General features: G+C 50.9%; 14 protein-coding genes, 1 riboswitch and 1 other annotated feature. Of the genes, 8 read left to right on the plus strand and 6 right to left on the minus strand.

Annotation, left to right across the window (positions count from 1 at the left end):
- Nucleotides 1-141: 141 nt before the first annotated feature.
- Complete coding sequence (locus KNP77_RS13240; protein ID WP_214891223.1) at nucleotides 142-558, minus strand: hypothetical protein; 417 nt, start codon at nucleotides 556-558, stop codon at nucleotides 142-144.
- Between the two features lie 524 nt (nucleotides 559-1,082).
- On the opposite strand from KNP77_RS13240, the gene KNP77_RS13245 reads away from it, so the two are divergent.
- Nucleotides 1,083-1,511, plus strand: coding sequence for a cytidine deaminase (locus KNP77_RS13245; protein ID WP_214891225.1), 429 nt, complete (start codon nucleotides 1,083-1,085; stop codon nucleotides 1,509-1,511).
- A 177-nt stretch (nucleotides 1,512-1,688) separates the two neighbouring features.
- Here KNP77_RS13245 and argS read toward each other — a convergent pair whose 3' ends face one another.
- Nucleotides 1,689-3,371 (minus strand): arginine--tRNA ligase, encoded by a 1,683-nt coding sequence (argS, locus tag KNP77_RS13250; protein WP_214891227.1) that lies wholly within the window; start codon nucleotides 3,369-3,371, stop codon nucleotides 1,689-1,691.
- A 53-nt stretch (nucleotides 3,372-3,424) separates the two neighbouring features.
- Nucleotides 3,425-3,636: a binding site (T-box leader), on the minus strand.
- 156 nt (nucleotides 3,637-3,792) lie between these two features.
- Here argS and KNP77_RS13255 point away from each other — a divergent pair.
- Nucleotides 3,793-5,472, plus strand: a complete 1,680-nt coding sequence (locus KNP77_RS13255) for a GGDEF domain-containing protein (protein ID WP_251139085.1) — start codon at nucleotides 3,793-3,795, stop codon at nucleotides 5,470-5,472.
- Nucleotides 5,473-5,570: 98 nt separating this feature from the next.
- Nucleotides 5,571-5,666: riboswitch (SAM riboswitch) on the plus strand.
- Nucleotides 5,667-5,737: 71 nt separating this feature from the next.
- Nucleotides 5,738-7,021: a Na+/H+ antiporter NhaC family protein gene (locus KNP77_RS13260; protein WP_214891229.1), complete on the plus strand. Its 1,284-nt coding sequence runs from the start codon at nucleotides 5,738-5,740 to the stop codon at nucleotides 7,019-7,021.
- A 36-nt stretch (nucleotides 7,022-7,057) separates the two neighbouring features.
- Here KNP77_RS13260 and KNP77_RS13265 read toward each other — a convergent pair whose 3' ends face one another.
- The gene (locus KNP77_RS13265; RefSeq protein ID WP_131441650.1) at nucleotides 7,058-7,690 is read right to left on the minus strand and encodes a TVP38/TMEM64 family protein; all 633 of its coding nucleotides are present in this window, start codon (nucleotides 7,688-7,690) and stop codon (nucleotides 7,058-7,060) included.
- Nucleotides 7,691-7,913: 223 nt separating this feature from the next.
- Here KNP77_RS13265 and trhO point away from each other — a divergent pair, with 223 nt between their 5' ends.
- The 4 genes from trhO to ald all read left to right on the plus strand — a co-directional run bounded on the left by trhO (nucleotide 7,914) and on the right by ald (nucleotide 11,988).
- Nucleotides 7,914-8,855: an oxygen-dependent tRNA uridine(34) hydroxylase TrhO gene (gene trhO, locus KNP77_RS13270; RefSeq protein WP_131508154.1), complete on the plus strand. Its 942-nt coding sequence runs from the start codon at nucleotides 7,914-7,916 to the stop codon at nucleotides 8,853-8,855.
- Between the two features lie 117 nt (nucleotides 8,856-8,972).
- Nucleotides 8,973-9,398 (plus strand): divergent PAP2 family protein, encoded by a 426-nt coding sequence (locus tag KNP77_RS13275; protein WP_070329193.1) that lies wholly within the window; start codon nucleotides 8,973-8,975, stop codon nucleotides 9,396-9,398.
- A gap of 104 nt (nucleotides 9,399-9,502) precedes the next feature.
- On the plus strand, nucleotides 9,503-10,726 hold the full coding sequence (locus tag KNP77_RS13280) for a PucR family transcriptional regulator (RefSeq protein WP_214891231.1): 1,224 nt from the start codon (nucleotides 9,503-9,505) through the stop codon (nucleotides 10,724-10,726).
- Between the two features lie 131 nt (nucleotides 10,727-10,857).
- Entirely contained in the window at nucleotides 10,858-11,988 is a 1,131-nt protein-coding gene (gene ald, locus KNP77_RS13285) for an alanine dehydrogenase (RefSeq protein ID WP_071398884.1), read from the plus strand.
- A 72-nt stretch (nucleotides 11,989-12,060) separates the two neighbouring features.
- On the opposite strand, the gene murB is transcribed toward ald, so the two are convergent.
- Nucleotides 12,061-12,981, minus strand: a complete 921-nt coding sequence (murB, locus tag KNP77_RS13290) for a UDP-N-acetylmuramate dehydrogenase (RefSeq protein ID WP_070329190.1) — start codon at nucleotides 12,979-12,981, stop codon at nucleotides 12,061-12,063.
- Nucleotides 12,982-13,135: 154 nt separating this feature from the next.
- On the minus strand, nucleotides 13,136-13,786 hold the full coding sequence (locus KNP77_RS13295; RefSeq protein ID WP_214891233.1) for a diacylglycerol/polyprenol kinase family protein: 651 nt from the start codon (nucleotides 13,784-13,786) through the stop codon (nucleotides 13,136-13,138).
- Nucleotides 13,787-13,934: 148 nt separating this feature from the next.
- On the opposite strand from KNP77_RS13295, the gene KNP77_RS13300 reads away from it, so the two are divergent.
- Nucleotides 13,935-14,558 (plus strand): DUF1836 domain-containing protein, encoded by a 624-nt coding sequence (locus tag KNP77_RS13300; RefSeq protein WP_070329188.1) that lies wholly within the window; start codon nucleotides 13,935-13,937, stop codon nucleotides 14,556-14,558.
- A gap of 73 nt (nucleotides 14,559-14,631) precedes the next feature.
- Here the strand turns inward: KNP77_RS13300 and KNP77_RS13305 are convergent, their stop codons facing one another.
- Nucleotides 14,632-15,111, minus strand: coding sequence for an LURP-one-related family protein (locus KNP77_RS13305; protein WP_070329187.1), 480 nt, complete (start codon nucleotides 15,109-15,111; stop codon nucleotides 14,632-14,634).
- Nucleotides 15,112-15,133: the final 22 nt, after the last annotated feature.

The raw sequence follows: 15,133 nt of genomic DNA on the forward strand, positions 1-15,133 counted from the left end.
GCGATACTGGACCGCTTACTCCATCGCGTCGAAATCATACATAGTGATGACGACAGTCATCGGATGAGGAACCGGAAATCATTGTTTTCGGCAGAAGTGTAAAAGGCAAACGAGCAAAAAGTGTCAAAATCAACTTGACGTCTACACTTGAGTATGTGCTCGGATAATCTTACCTTCATTAGAAATAAAAGTTACATTCTTTCCATCAATTTTATATGTCGTTTTAGGATATGTTATTTTTAATTTGTCATACTCAGGGTGATCGTACATAAAATCATAGCCAAACTCTATAAGTGGTGCTACGTCTTTTATTTCATCGTACAACCACTCATGATTTTCTTCATATTGATTTGCTAGTTCTCTCTGTTGACGTTCCAATTTGTATATTTCGTCTTTGGTCATCGTCATAGATTCAGTTGACACTTGTTTTGTATGTTGAATTTTCATTTCACTATACTCATTGATCAGGGTCGGAACGATTGCAACTGCAAGTACAATAAATATCAATAAACCTGTGTATGTCGCCTTCTTACTCTTTTTTTGAAGTACTTTTTTCATATGGTTCTCTCCTTGTACGTGCACTTACGAACGAAGTATTTCGTTTCGGAGAAAAGCACTCGGCCAATCGTCAACCGAACCGAACATCGCAATACGAATAGACCCGAAAATGCGTTCCAACTATGTTTTAATATCTTCTCAAGCATTCTTCTATCCCTCTCCTCAATCGAGTTAACTTATCGGTGAATAAATCACGTTAAGAGCTGAATCAAAGTAAACCGATACACTAACTTTCGACATTTGGAAAGGATTGCCTTTAGAAGAAGTCGTTTATTAACGATGTCGTGCGCCAACTTAGAATGGCACAATATATGCCACTTTTGATGACATCATGAAAACGCTAGGTTTTATCTGGTCTATCATAGAAAGTGATAGTAATTGCACCTTATACTCTTTGAACCTTTATCTCTTCCATACTATTAAAAACAAGATCAAGATGCTTGAAGAAAATCCCATCTCAAAAATAATATGATAATATTTCAAACGAAGGATAAAATGGTATTTTTCTACAGGAGGAAATTGATTTGAACATTGAGAAGGAACTTTACGACGCTACTGTAGCATTTATCAAACAACGATACCCTGTCGGTTGGGGCGGTGCTGCAGCTATGTATACGGATCAAGGTGATGTGCTAATAAGCGTATCGCCAGAAGTTATTAACGCTTCAACCGAATTATGTATGGAGACTGGGGCAATCCTAGAAGCTCATAAGCTAAACTCTAAAGTGACTCATTCGATATGCGTCGTTCGTGATGATGAAAACGCTAACTTCAAAGTGCTCACACCATGCGGCGTCTGCCAAGAAAGACTTTATTACTGGGGTTCACAAGTAAAGGCGGCAATAACTTCAGACAAGAACGAATTAATCTACAAAAAATTAGAAGAAATCCAGCCTTTCCATTGGACAAAAGCATACCCTGAGATTGGAATGGAAATCGAAAAAAGATTGTGAAAAAGGGATGAATTCATCCCTTTTTCACGTTTATATAGATGATTACAATGCAAGATGAATCAAGGCAAAATTAAAACTGAGCCCGGTGTAGTACCGGACCCAGTTCGTTCACGCAGCCTAAATGAAATAACCGTGTCTAACTTTCAGGGGTCACTTCAGCGTTCGGAATGTTTTTATTTACATTTCTTCTGGAGCTTGGACACCGATTAAACGGAGTCCTTCCGTCAAGACGATCGTCACGGCTTTGACGAGCGCGAGACGCGATTGTTTGCCCGCATCTTCTTCAAGCACACGGACGTGGCCGTAATACTTGTTGAACGATTGCGCCAAGTCGAGGACGTAACGGCTGATGATCGACGGCTCACGGCGCTCATGGGCACGCGTGATGACGTGTGGGAACGCGTTGAGCATCGTCACGACACCCCACGTGTGGTCGTCGTCCGCACCTGCGAACGTCGAACCGTCGTAGTTGCCTTTACGGAGGAGCGAGTTCGCCCGTGCGTTCGTGTACTGCACGTAAGGTCCCGTCTCCCCTTCGAACTTGAGCATGCTGTCGAGGTCGAACTCGATGTTGTTGATGCGCTCATTCTTCAAATCGTGGAAGATGACGGCGCCGACGCCGACCATACGAGCCACGTTCTCTGCGTTTGGAAGCTCAGGGTTCTTCTGTTCGATGTTCGCTTGCGCTTTCTCGATCGCTTCTTTCAATACTTCTTCAAGCAGGACGATGCGGCCTTTACGTGTCGACATCTTCTTCCCTTCTTGCAAGATCAAGCCGAACGGTACGTGGTGCATGCCGTCGACGAAGTCGTAACCGAGCTTGCGGAGTACCGAGAACAACTGTTTGAAGTGGAGTGCCTGCTCGCCACCGACGACGTAGTTCGCTTGGACGAAGTTGTACGTCTCATGACGATAGACGGCCGCAGCCAAATCACGTGTCGCGTAAAGCGTCGCGCCGTCTTTCTTTGTGATCAGGCATGGCGGTAAGTTCTCGTCTTCAAGCGAGACGACCATCGCCCCTTCACTCTCGACGAGCAGGTTCTTCTCTTCGAGCATGGCGACGATCCGGTCCATCTTGTCGTTGTAGAACGCTTCACCGTGGAAGCTGTCAAACTCGACACCGAGGAGATCGTATACTTTTTGGAACTCTTTGAGCGACTCGTCACGGAACCATGTCCACAGTTCGGTCGCTTCAATGTTACCGTCCTCGAGCTTTTTGAACCAAGCACGGCCCTCGTCTTCAAGCTCAGGCTGAGTTTTCACTTCTTCATGGAAGTGAACGTATAGCTTCAAGAGCTCAGCGATCGGATTTGCCCGGACCGCTTCCTCATCGCCCCACTTCTTATAAGCGACCATGAGTTTCCCGAATTGTGTACCCCAGTCGCCGAGGTGGTTGACACCGACGACGTTGTAGCCGTTTTTGCGAGCGATCTGGTTGATGGCGTTACCGATGACCGTCGAGCGCAAGTGTCCCATCGAGAACGGTTTGGCGATGTTAGGTGACGAGAAGTCCGTGACAATCGTCTCGTTGCGTGTCGCATGCGTCGCGTAATCCGCTTGCTCGTCGAGAACCATGTTAATGATTTCCTGCGAGACGACGTCACGGCTCAAGAAGACGTTCACATATGGACCGGCCGCTTCAACTTTTGTGAACAGTTCGTCGTTCAATTCACCGGCGATGTCAGTCGCAATCATGACCGGCGCTTTCCGGTACGCCTTGGCGAGTTGGAAGCATGGGAACGCGAGATCCCCGTGCGCCTCATGTTTTGGTTTTTCAATCAATGCCTCAATCTGGTCGAGCGTGAGTTCGTCACCGATGACACGTGACAGAGCCTCCGCATACTTGCGTTCATAACTCATGTAAATTTCCTCCTTCAAATCTAGTCATAAAAAAAACGCCCTTTGCACAGATGCAAAGAGACGGGTTGGCCCGCGGTACCACTCTTCTTGCCTGCTTTACACAGACCACTTTAATGGTGATAACGGGGGGCCCCCGGCTACGCCTACTCGCTTCGGATAGCATCTCAAAAGTGCGTTTCGCGATGTTTGTCAGCCTAGGCTCTCACCAATTCCTAGGTCGCTTTGTTGACTAAACGATCGTTACTCTCTTTTTCATCGACTTTCGTCTATGTGGTTGAAAAGCAACTTCATTATAGAGGATATTTGATGTAGACTCAATGCTAGAATTCAGCCATTATGATGAATAGGCAGGACTCGGGCGCAACCGTGCCGAATCTCCTACCATACATATGAGAAGACTTTTCCCACACAGGAGGGAACTATGAATCATTTTCGCAAGATGTCCGTCCTCGGTTGGAGCATTTGGAGTTTGATCGTTTTACTGACCATCACTTTGTTTACAACCGGTGTCCTTGATGTTCCGGCGATCGAGCCGCTTCCGTTCATCTTGATCGCGCTGCTCGTCATCATTTTCCAAATGGACTCGATTGAACGGAAAGGCGTCTATTTCACGTTTTCAGAAAGCATCGTCCTCATCATCTTTTTATTCTTTGATTTTGAGACGGCGCTCCTCGTCAACCAAATTGGACTCCTCGTCTTTCAGTTCGCCAACTTAAAACCGCGCGTCGCGCTCCGCCGCTTCCGGTTCACTTATCCTTGGAACGCGATCACGTCATTTTTAGAAATCGCCATCCCGGCAAGTGTTTACTTGGCACTCGGCGGTGAGACCGGTCTTGGCTTCTATTCGCAGGATTCGTTTGTCCCGCTCCTTGGTCTGATCAGCGCCATCATCTTGAACACGATTGTCCAAAAATATCAAGTCGGCTGGTGGTTCCGCGTTGATATTCCGGTCCGAGATTTTCTGAACATCGCTTTTTACACGTATATCGTTAGTTTCGTCTTCATCTTTGCCGCGTCGTTTTTCCGTGAGACAAACTTGCTCGTCGTCAGCAGCATTGCGGCCGCCCTCACGTTCTTTATTAAGCGGTTGATGATTCAAAAAGGGCGCCAAGACGCGTTCAAGTCATTGATCGAACAGTACGATGAAGCGAAAGAGGCCGTCTCCCTGTCTCAAAGCGAGGCCCAGGCGATTGAAGTGTTCTTGAGTCAATGTGAGCGCCTCAACCAATATGATAAAGGGTTTGTCGAGTTCGTCCTGTTCGACCGAACGCTCTATTTCGATTTGTTGACGCGACAGCCGATCGACCGTCCGCTCGTCTTCGACTTGATGGAAGCGCGCCATCCACACGCCAAGTCTGTCGATTATGAGATGCGCTTCGAATGGGACGCAGCGTTGTCAGATGCGTTTCATGACGATTACCACAGCTTCATCTCGGTCCAGTCAGAAGAGATTGACGGGATTCGCACACGTATCGTCATGATCGGTGAACACGTCTATGGCTATCCGCCCATCATTCAAAACGAGATGGTAAAACTGTTGAAATCGTTCAACCGAACGATCAGCCGATGCCACGAACGCGACCGCCTATACACGGAAAGCCGCACCGATAGCTTGACGCTGCTCGCCAATGCGCGCGCGTTCTACGAGTATGGGATTCAACAAATCTCGGACGGCTCGATGTACCCGATCTCGGTCGCGATGCTCGACATCGACTTCTTTAAAAAAATCAATGACACGCACGGTCACCAAGTCGGAGACAGCGTGCTCCAAGAGTTCGGGCGGCGAATCCGACAAGTGCTCCGGACCGATGACTTTGCGGCCCGTTATGGGGGCGAGGAGTTCATCTTGCTGCTCAATCATTGCGACGTCGACCAAGCCGTCGATATCGCCGAACGGATTCGGCAGAAGATTGAAGATAAGCCGTTCCGTGTCGATGGGGTCGATATTCCCGTGACCGCCTCGATCGGTGTCGATACGATTCAAGCGTTCGGCGACAAACGGCTTGACGATACGATCCGTAACGCTGACCGGGCCCTTTACGTCGGCGGCAAGTACGCCGGTCGTAACCGCGTCGCCCATTACAACTTTTTGACGACATGACTTCCCCCCGCGTCCACTGGCGCAGGGGGATTTCTGTTGACAACCCGATTTGAAACAGGTACGTTAGGAAACGTGTCTAACAACTACATCATGACGACTTTTTATCAAGAGAGACGGAGGGACTGGCCCTTAGATGTCTCGGCAGCGGGTAACCTGTGCCAAATCCAGCGAGCGTTCTGCTCGAAAGATGAAAAGGGTGTCTCTTACAGAGAGAGCCTTTTTCGGAAGGCTCTTTTTTTCTATTCTTTGAAATGAGGTGAATCGATTGGAACAACCAACAGCTAACAAATGGGCGCTCTTGCCCTTGCTCGTCTTCCTCGTCTTCTTCATCGGGGCGGGTATTTATTATGGCGACTTTTACAAGTTCCCGGTGCTGATCGCGGCGTTGATCGCTTTAATTGTCGCTGCGATGATGACGAAAGGAAGCGTCACGCAGACCGTTGAGCGCATCGCCCAAGGTGCCGGTAATCCAGGCATCTTGATCATGATATTCATCTTCCTGCTCGCCGGCGCGTTCTCGAGCGTCGCCGGTGCAATCGGTGCGATTGACGCGACGGTCAATGCGGCCTTGACGTTCCTGCCACCATCACTCTTACTGAGCGGACTGTTCGTCATCGCCGCTTTCATCTCGATGGCGATGGGCACATCGACCGGTACGATTGCCGCGCTCGCCCCGATCGCGCTCGGCATCCATCAAGAGAGCGGGGTCAATATCGCGATCGCGGCCGCGGCCGTTGTCGGCGGGGCCATGTTCGGAGACAATTTGTCGTTCATCTCGGATACGACAATCGCTGCCGTAAGGACACAACGGACGAACATGCGCGACAAGTTCCGGACCAACTTTTGGATCGTGCTCCCGGCCGCAATCATCACGACTGTCCTGTTAGCCGTTCTCTCCAGCGGAGAATCGACGATTGAAGTGGCCGTGTTCGAATGGTACAAATTGATTCCGTATCTCGCCGTCATCGCCCTCGCCTTGACCGGACTGAACGTCATCCTCGTTTTGCTCGGCGGCATCGCGCTCGCTGGCATCATCGGGCTGATTGACGGAAGCTTGGCCGTCACGTCTTACGTCACGGCGATGGCCGACGGCATGATGGGCATGGCCGAGATCTCGCTCTTGACGTTATTCATGGGCGGACTCGTCGGACTCATCTCGCATAACGGTGGACTCACCTATTTACGAGACGCACTCACGTCACGGATTCAACGCCGGGCTGGTGCGGAATGGAGCATCGCCGGGCTCGTCAGTGCGACGAACGTCGCGACGGCGAACAATACGATCTCGATTCTCGTAGCAGGCCCGCTTGCCGCGAATATCGCCGATACGTATGACATCGAACGGAAAAAGTCAGCGAGCGTACTCGACATCTTCTCGTGCGGGGTACAAGGACTTCTGCCTTACGGGGCGCAGCTCCTCATCGCCGCCGAGTTGACGAACACGGCGTCCCCCGCCCTCGTCCCGTATATGTTCTATCCGTTCCTCCTGTTCATTTGCGGAGGCTTGGCGATCGTCTTCAACTTCCCACGTTTCAAAAAAACCAACTAAGCAAAAATCCTCGAAGGCGGTCGCCTTCGAGGATTTTTATGTTCTCGCTTCACGTTTACGTTTGAGCTCTTCGTTCCGTTTTTTGAAAGCGCGCCGTTTGAGAAGTTCTTCGAGACCCCGGCTGATCGCCCACAATACGAGCAAGAGCAAGCCGAGCATCGACAAGCGGAACGGGCTTTGGATGAACTCTTGCCACTGATCACCGATGACCGAGAAGATGACGACGACGAGCAGTTTCCCGAATCCGGCCGCCAATACGAACGTCCGGAGCGGCATTTGAATCAAGGCGAGTAAGTACGTGATTAAACTGACCGGGATGAACGGCAACGAATATAAGAATCCGAGCGAGATTGGACTCATATGGTTGATGCGATCGAGCCAATAGACACCCTGTTTATGTTTTTCGAGCCAACGCGTCATCGGTTTGCGGAACACGTATCGGACGGCGGCGAACACGAGGAGCGTCCCTGCCAAACTGCCGATCCACGATAAGAGCACACCGAGCCAGAAGCCATACGTGGCCGCGTTCGCCGAGATGATCAAGACGAGCGGGAGAAACGGGAAAATTGCTTCCAGGAACGGGGCCCCGAGTCCAGCCCAAGGACCTCCCGGCAGTCCTTGGAGCCATTCGATGATGTTCAATATATATTGTTGGAGTGATGTGAGCATCTCAGTTTCCACCTTCGGCTTTCGTTACTACCTTTTACCCGAATTCGTTCAAGAGGACGCATCCCCCTGCTCTCCTCAAAAAAAAATAAAAAGTATTTGCGAAATTTCACTGTGATATCTATCATATAATAATGGACTTGTGGTTGCAGGCAAGTTCATTCGTCGAACGACACAACCCAACGTTCGTTTTCCTGCAAAAAACTGAACACAGGGGAGCAATAACATGGAAACAAAACCAATGCGGGTCTTACTGTACTATAAGTACGTCAACATCGAGGACCCAGAAACACTGACACAACAACACCTCAAGTATTGTAAGGACCTCGGGATCAAAGGACGTATCTTGATTTCTTCCGAAGGAATCAACGGGACGTGCTCGGGCACTTGGGAACAAACCGAACAGTACATGAACGACTTGAAAGCCGATCCATACTTCAGCGACATCGAGTTCAAAATCGATGAAGTCGAAGAGCATGCTTTCAAGAAAATCTTTGTCCGTCACAAACAAGAGCTCGTGACGTGGCGCTTTGATGGCGAGTTCGACGTGCCTAAACAACACGGTGCGTATCTCGAACCGGAAGAATGGAAAGAGATGATGAATCGCGATGATGTCGTCATCCTCGACGTTCGTAACAACTACGAGTACGATCTTGGTCACTTCAAAAATGCGATCAAAATCGACGTAGAGGCTTCTCGTTACATGCCAGACTGGCTCGAGGAGAACAAAGACCTCTACGAAGGGAAAACACTTCTCACGTACTGTACCGGAGGCGTCCGTTGCGAGAAATTTACCGCATATATGCGTGACCAAGGTCACGACAACATCTTCCACTTAAAAGGCGGCGTCGCCATGTACGGCAAAGACGAAGCAACACAAGGGGAAAACTGGGACGGCGAGCTTTACGTCTTTGACGAGCGCATCAACGTCCCAGTCAACACGGTCAATCCGTCAGTCGTTTCAACGTGCATGCACTGTGGAACGAAGACGGTCCGTTACGTTAATTGTGCCAACCCGGAGTGCAATGCCCAACACTTCTGTTGTGAAGAGTGTGAACCCAAACAGATGCGTTCATGCTCGAAAGAGTGTCAGGAGCATCCACGCAACCGCTATATCATCGAGAATATTGCGGAACAACTTCAAGAGACTGAAGGCGTCGTCGGGTAACAAAAATCGACCGAATAGCGTCGCGGGCAAATGCCCGCGACGCTATTTTTGACAGAAACTTTACGTCTAGCGCGGCATGGAATCGGGTATAGTGTAGATACTATTGTCAGACAGGAAGTGACTGAATTGCTCTTTAACGAACCGTTACTCGCCGCAATACTGGCCTGGTTTATCGCCCAGGCGGCCAAACTTGTGACCGAACTCATTCGAACACGTGACTTTGAACTTGAAATCATGTTCGCCTCAGGCGGAATGCCAAGCTCCCACACCTCGACCGTCGTCGCGCTCGCGACCGCGATCGGCCGGGCTGAAGGCCTCGACTCAAGCATGTTCGCCCTCGCGCTCACGTTCGCGACGATCGTCATGTACGACGCGACCGGCGTCCGTCAAGCCGTTGGTTTCCAAGCCCGTCTATTGAACGACTATTTTAAAGGGATCAAGCACGACACGCCGATCTTGAACGAACTCGTCGGCCATACACCGTACCAAGTCATCGTCGGCGCATTGCTTGGCCTCGTCGTCGGACTATTTTTCCCAATGTAAAACGATACACATGTCCAGGCATGTCGGTCCCCTCTCAAAAACTGTCCATCTTTTTGTGAACTTTCACAACAGAGACGGTATAGTGATAGAGAGGAGGAATCGACATGCCTTTTTTACAGAAATCATATGAATCACTCGACACGCTTGCCGAAGCGATCGGGCAAGCGATCCGCGCACCGATCACGATCGAAAATCGCCACCATCAGCTACTCGCCTATAGCACGCATCCCGACTCGACCGACCCGGCTAGGATCGCGACCATCATCGGCCGTCGCGTCCCGGAAGCCGTCATCGAAGATTTGTGGGAAAGCGGTATCCTGCAAGAGCTGATCGACCGAGACGAGCCTGTCGTCATCCCGGCCCGGATGGCCATCGGTCTCGGCGAGCGCGCCGCCGTCGTCATCAAGCAGCAAGAAGACGTGCTCGGCTACATTTGGAGCCTGGCCCGGACGACCCCTTTCTCCGAGCAGGAGCTCACCGTCTTGAAGGAAGGGGCAAGTATCGCCAAGAAACTGCTCATGACGATCGCCATGCACGAACGTCGCATCGATGCCGAACTCGAGCGTTTCTTTTTAGAAGTGCTCGCTTCGCCATACCTCGCTTCCGCACATCGGGAACGCTTGAACGAACTTGCCCCGATTGCCGTCGCGAGTCGCCTGACGATCATCGACTGCTTGCAGCCGATCACTCCGCAATTCGCTGAGCGGTTATTTTATGCGCTTGCGACACAAGAAGCGATCGAGGTCGTCCTTCACGCCATCGACGGCCAACAACTGCTCGTCTGGCATTATATGAAGTCCGAGCTATCTGAAGAAGAGGCCGCCCTCCTCCAGTGGGCCGATCGCTTCGAGACCCAGCTTCAAGACAAGTTCACTGACGCCGAACCTCGCCTCGGGATTAGCCGTCGTTTCTTCGAAAGCGATACGCTCTATGCCGCGACCGAGGAAGCGAGACGGGTCACATCGCTACGTCGGAAGTTCCCGTTCGAGCTCGCTAGTGCCCGGGCGTTCGAGCAGATCGGCATCTATCAACTCGTCCCCGATTTGTCCCGACGGATCGGCCTGCGCCTCGAGACGCACCCGACGATCGAACGGTTGCAGGCGTATGACCAAGTTCACCACACCGAACTCGTGACGACGCTTGAATGGTATTTCTATTTTGACGGGAACGTCAAACGAGTCGCCGCCCACCTCCATATCCATCCGAACACGGTCTTGTATCGGATTCGACGGATCGAAGAACTGACGAGCATCACCCAAGTCTCGCTCCCGGAACGGGCCGCTATTTATTTAGCGATCAAGGCCGGACAATATCGTCAAGACGACTGACCCCCACTTTGTGAAAAATCACAAAGTGGGGGTTGTCGCTTTTAGAATCCATGCTAAAGACAGCGATTTCACTTGGGTCTATACTAGAGGTGTGAACAAATTGTGTCAGCAGATAGAAAGGGGAATTACACATGAAAATCGGGGTACTGAAAGAGATTAAAAATAACGAAAACCGCGTCGCGTTGACGCCGATGGGTGCATCAGTCTTGACGGAACTCGGACACGAGGTGCTCGTCGAGACGGGAGCCGGCATCGGGAGCGGCTTCACGAATATGGAGTACATCGACGCTGGGGCAAGCATCGTCGATTCAGCACAGGACGTTTGGGGAGACGTTGAACTCGCCTTGAAAGTAAAAGAGCCACAGCCGTCAGAGTATCAATATTTCCGTTCAGACCTTACGCTCTTCACGTATTTACATTTAGCGGCCGAACCTGAACTCACGAAAGCGCTCGTCGATTCAGGCATGACCGCCATCGCCTACGAGACGGTCGAAGTCGACCGCACGCTTCCGCTGCTCACACCGATGAGCGAAGTCGCAGGACGGATGGCTGCTCAAATCGGGGCGCAAATTTTAGAAAAACCGCATGGCGGCAAAGGGATCCTCTTGTCGGGTCTTCCTGGAGTGCCTCGTGCGAACGTCACCGTCATCGGGGGCGGTGTCGTCGGGATGAACGCGGCCCGCATCGCCATTGGTCTCGGAGCCAACGTGACAATCATGGACATCAGCCCGGCTCGTCTCCGCCAAATCGACGACCAGTTCGGGAACACGATCAACACGCTCATCTCGAACCGCTATAATATCGCGAAGCAAGTCGCCGAAAGCGATCTCGTCATCGGTGCCGTCCTCATCCCGGGCGCGAAAGCACCTAAGCTCGTCACGAAAGAGATGGTGCAACAAATGTCACCGGGGTCCGTCATCGTTGATGTCGCCATCGACCAAGGTGGGATCTGTGAGACGATCGATCATATTACGACGCATGACGCACCGACGTACGAACGCTACGGTGTGCAGCACTATGCCGTCGCCAACATGCCAGGGGCGGTCCCGCGCACGTCGACGCTCGGTTTGACGAACGCGACGATGCCTTATATCGTCGAGTGCGCTCAAAAAGGAATCTTCCCGGCGCTTCGCGAAAATGCAGCGCTCCTCAAAGGGTTGAACGTCATCGACGGTACGGTCACATATGAGGCCGTCGCCCGCGACCTCGGCTATACGTTCGTGCCGGCTTCTGAAGCTGTCACGAAGCAGCTCCACGCGTAATCGAACACATCCGAAATATGCGGACAGAAAGACGCCCGAACGGAAAATCCCGTTCGGGCGTCTTTCGTATGTTTATGCGTTTTCAACGGCGATGTCTTCACCGATGATTTTCACCTCAGGTTCAAGTTCAATCTCAAACTTCTGTTTGACCGTCGCTTGGACGTGACGAATGAGCGAGATGTACTCAGTCGCTGTCGCCTGATTGATATTGACGATGAAGCCCGCGTGCTTGAGTGATACTTCCGCCCCGCCGATGCGCTTGCCTTGCAGTCCGCAATCTTGAATCAGTTTACCGGCAAAATAACCGGGCGGGCGCTTGAACACACTACCGCATGACGGATATTCGAGTGGCTGTTTCGATTCACGCTTATGCGTCAAATCGTCCATCACGCCTTTGATCGCTTCATAACCGAGCGGATCGAGTTCGAACGTCGCCTCTAGGACGATCAATCCTTCTTTTGAGACCCGGCTCGTTCGATAATCGAGGTCAAGCTCATCTTTCGAGAGCGTGAGCAGTTCGCCGTCTGGCGTCAAAACGACCGCACTCGCGATCACATCTTTCGTCTCGCCGCCGTAGGCGCCCGCGTTCATGTAGACGGCGCCTCCGACCGTTCCCGGAATACCGCATGCGAACTCCAGTCCAGACAGCTCTTCAGTGAGCGCCTGGCGCGACACGTCGATGATGGCCGCTCCTGCTTGGGCGATGATCCGGTTGCCGTCGCGGCGAATCGTGTTCAACTCGTTCAAGTTCAAGACGATGCCACGCAGGCCGCCGTCTCGAACGATCAAGTTGGACCCGAAACCGAGAATCATGAATGGTACGTTCTCGCGATGGGCGAGCTCAAGGACGGCTTGAACTTCTTCGTACGTGTGTGGGGCCACGAAATAATCCGCTTTCCCGCCCAGTTTTGTATATGTGTGTGCTGACAGCGGCTCGTCTTGCTTGAAGCGCTCGGCCGGGATGATTGTGAGTAGTTGGTCTAAAAAGCTCATGCGTTGCCTCAATCCTTTACGGTCTATTTTATTAGTGCCGCAAGCGAAAAAGTTCGCCTCGGACACGTTGCTGAATGGTTTCAGTACGAAACACAGTATACAAATGTTTACCGAGAGTGACAAGCAACGTTTTCTTTACAATCTAGCAAATGGTTTACAACAATAATGATGTCGCGACGGCTACGACAATCGGGATTGTGAAATTATCCCAATCTCGATACGAAATCGCCTCTGTCAGCGTCGCTATGATGGAAATGATAAACCCATAAGTTACCACTTGCCACATCGGAATACCTTTCCACAAAAACAATAAAAAGAGTACCGCGTACGAACTTAAGAACATGGCCATGCTACCTTGGAACGATCGCTTTTGCCCATACAGGTCATAGATCACCGTCCCGTATTTGCGTCCAATGAGGGCTGCTAAGCCGTCTCCCCATGCCAATACGAGCGAACCTGCTAAAAAGGCGAGCGGTTCCGTCTCGAAAAAGAAGAACAAGATGACGAGGAGTGCGATCGGGTAATAGACGGTCCCGAGCGACTTCCGCTCGGTCTGATGGACCGGAGACGGGCTCTTATATAGAAGCCACGCGTTTGCGAACGTAAAGAATACGAGCGGTATGGCGGCGATGTACCATGTGTCCATCAACCAGACGGCGAGCAATGACCAATGCCCGACCGCAATATGTACGCTCTTTCGAATTGTCTCATCCGTCCAGCCGAGGCGCTTGCCAATCTGTTCGAGACCGACGAGAAACACCAGGACAATGACGATGGACAGAATAGAACTGACCCATTCATTCATCGTTGGACCACCTTTATGTGCGATTTTTATACGTATTCATTATACCTTAATCAAGCCAGAACCTAGCTTCCTTTTCAAACATTTGGTAGAATGAGGTCAAATGACTGTATAGCCTGCGAACGAAGTCGGCTATAGAAAGGATGCCTGTATGCGCGATGCAATTTCGATTCAAACGTTGGCTGATTGCCTTCACTATATGCGGGTTGGTGACGTCGATCGGGCCATCTCACTTTTTCCTGAAGAAGTGCGTGAGCATTTCCCGAAAGAGCTTCGTAAAATCCATTTGTTTCATATTGAAAAGAACGGATTGTCGATCAATCAAATCGTGGCCTTGGCCAACACACTGACCGGAGAACATTTGTCCGCGACGACGATTCAAAACTGGACGAAACGCGAAGTTCGCAAAATCATCGGTGTCCCTCGGGTCGGTAAAAAATATTCACTGCAACAGGCTGCGATCATTTATTTGCTAGACGACTTGAAGCATCTGTTTTCGCTCGAAGAGACGAGCTCGCTGCTCGCACTCATCTTCAACAATCCCGACCGCGACGAGGACGACCTCATCTCCCCGATCGACTTCTACCGCTTGTACGCAGAGTATGCCAAGTCGACGAGCCCGATCGAGATGTTAGACACTCGTGCGAAGCGTTCGATCGAGAAGATGGGACATACCCATCCGAACATCATGCACGTCCTGAAGCTATGCTTGTACGCGCACCGCGTGACGACACTCGAGCTCGAGGCCAAACACTATTTAAGCCGCTTCATTTGAGCCAATCAAATGAAGCTTTTTTTGTGGAACGCAAAAAAACACCAGTCGCAGTGACTGGTGTTCGTCATATTGGTTAGACTGACATGGCGACCGGCATCCGTGATTTGACCGTCAACGTCTTCAAAACTGACAACAACTCGAACATCGAGAGCTGATCCGCCTCTTTCGTCAAACAGAAAGAATCGTCATCTTGTTTGCGAAGTTCCGCCACAAGTTTTCCAGCTTTATCGCGAACACTGAACTTGTAGCGCTCGACATCGTATTGAATCGTGTAGAGACCACGTTCATAGACGTTGTATTCACACTTTTTCCCGAATAACGAGAACTTGTCTTTCAATTGACCAATCGCTTGCCCGTCGTGGTTCATGACGACCCACTTTTGACAGTTCGGGATGTACTTCCCGTGAGCGATTTGTCGACCGGACAAGTTGTGCACTTGAACACTGCCCTCCGTGTCGCGGTGAACAGATCCGATTGCATCATTTGTTTCGTCATAAATGGTCGCCTCGCCTTGCGTAAAGACACAACCTTTTACATAAATTAATTTGCGCACCGCTTTTTCCTCCTACTACGTT

The organism is Exiguobacterium sp. s142 (assembly GCF_018618455.1).
Taxonomy (GTDB): Bacteria; Bacillota; Bacilli; order Exiguobacteriales; family Exiguobacteriaceae; genus Exiguobacterium; species Exiguobacterium aurantiacum_A.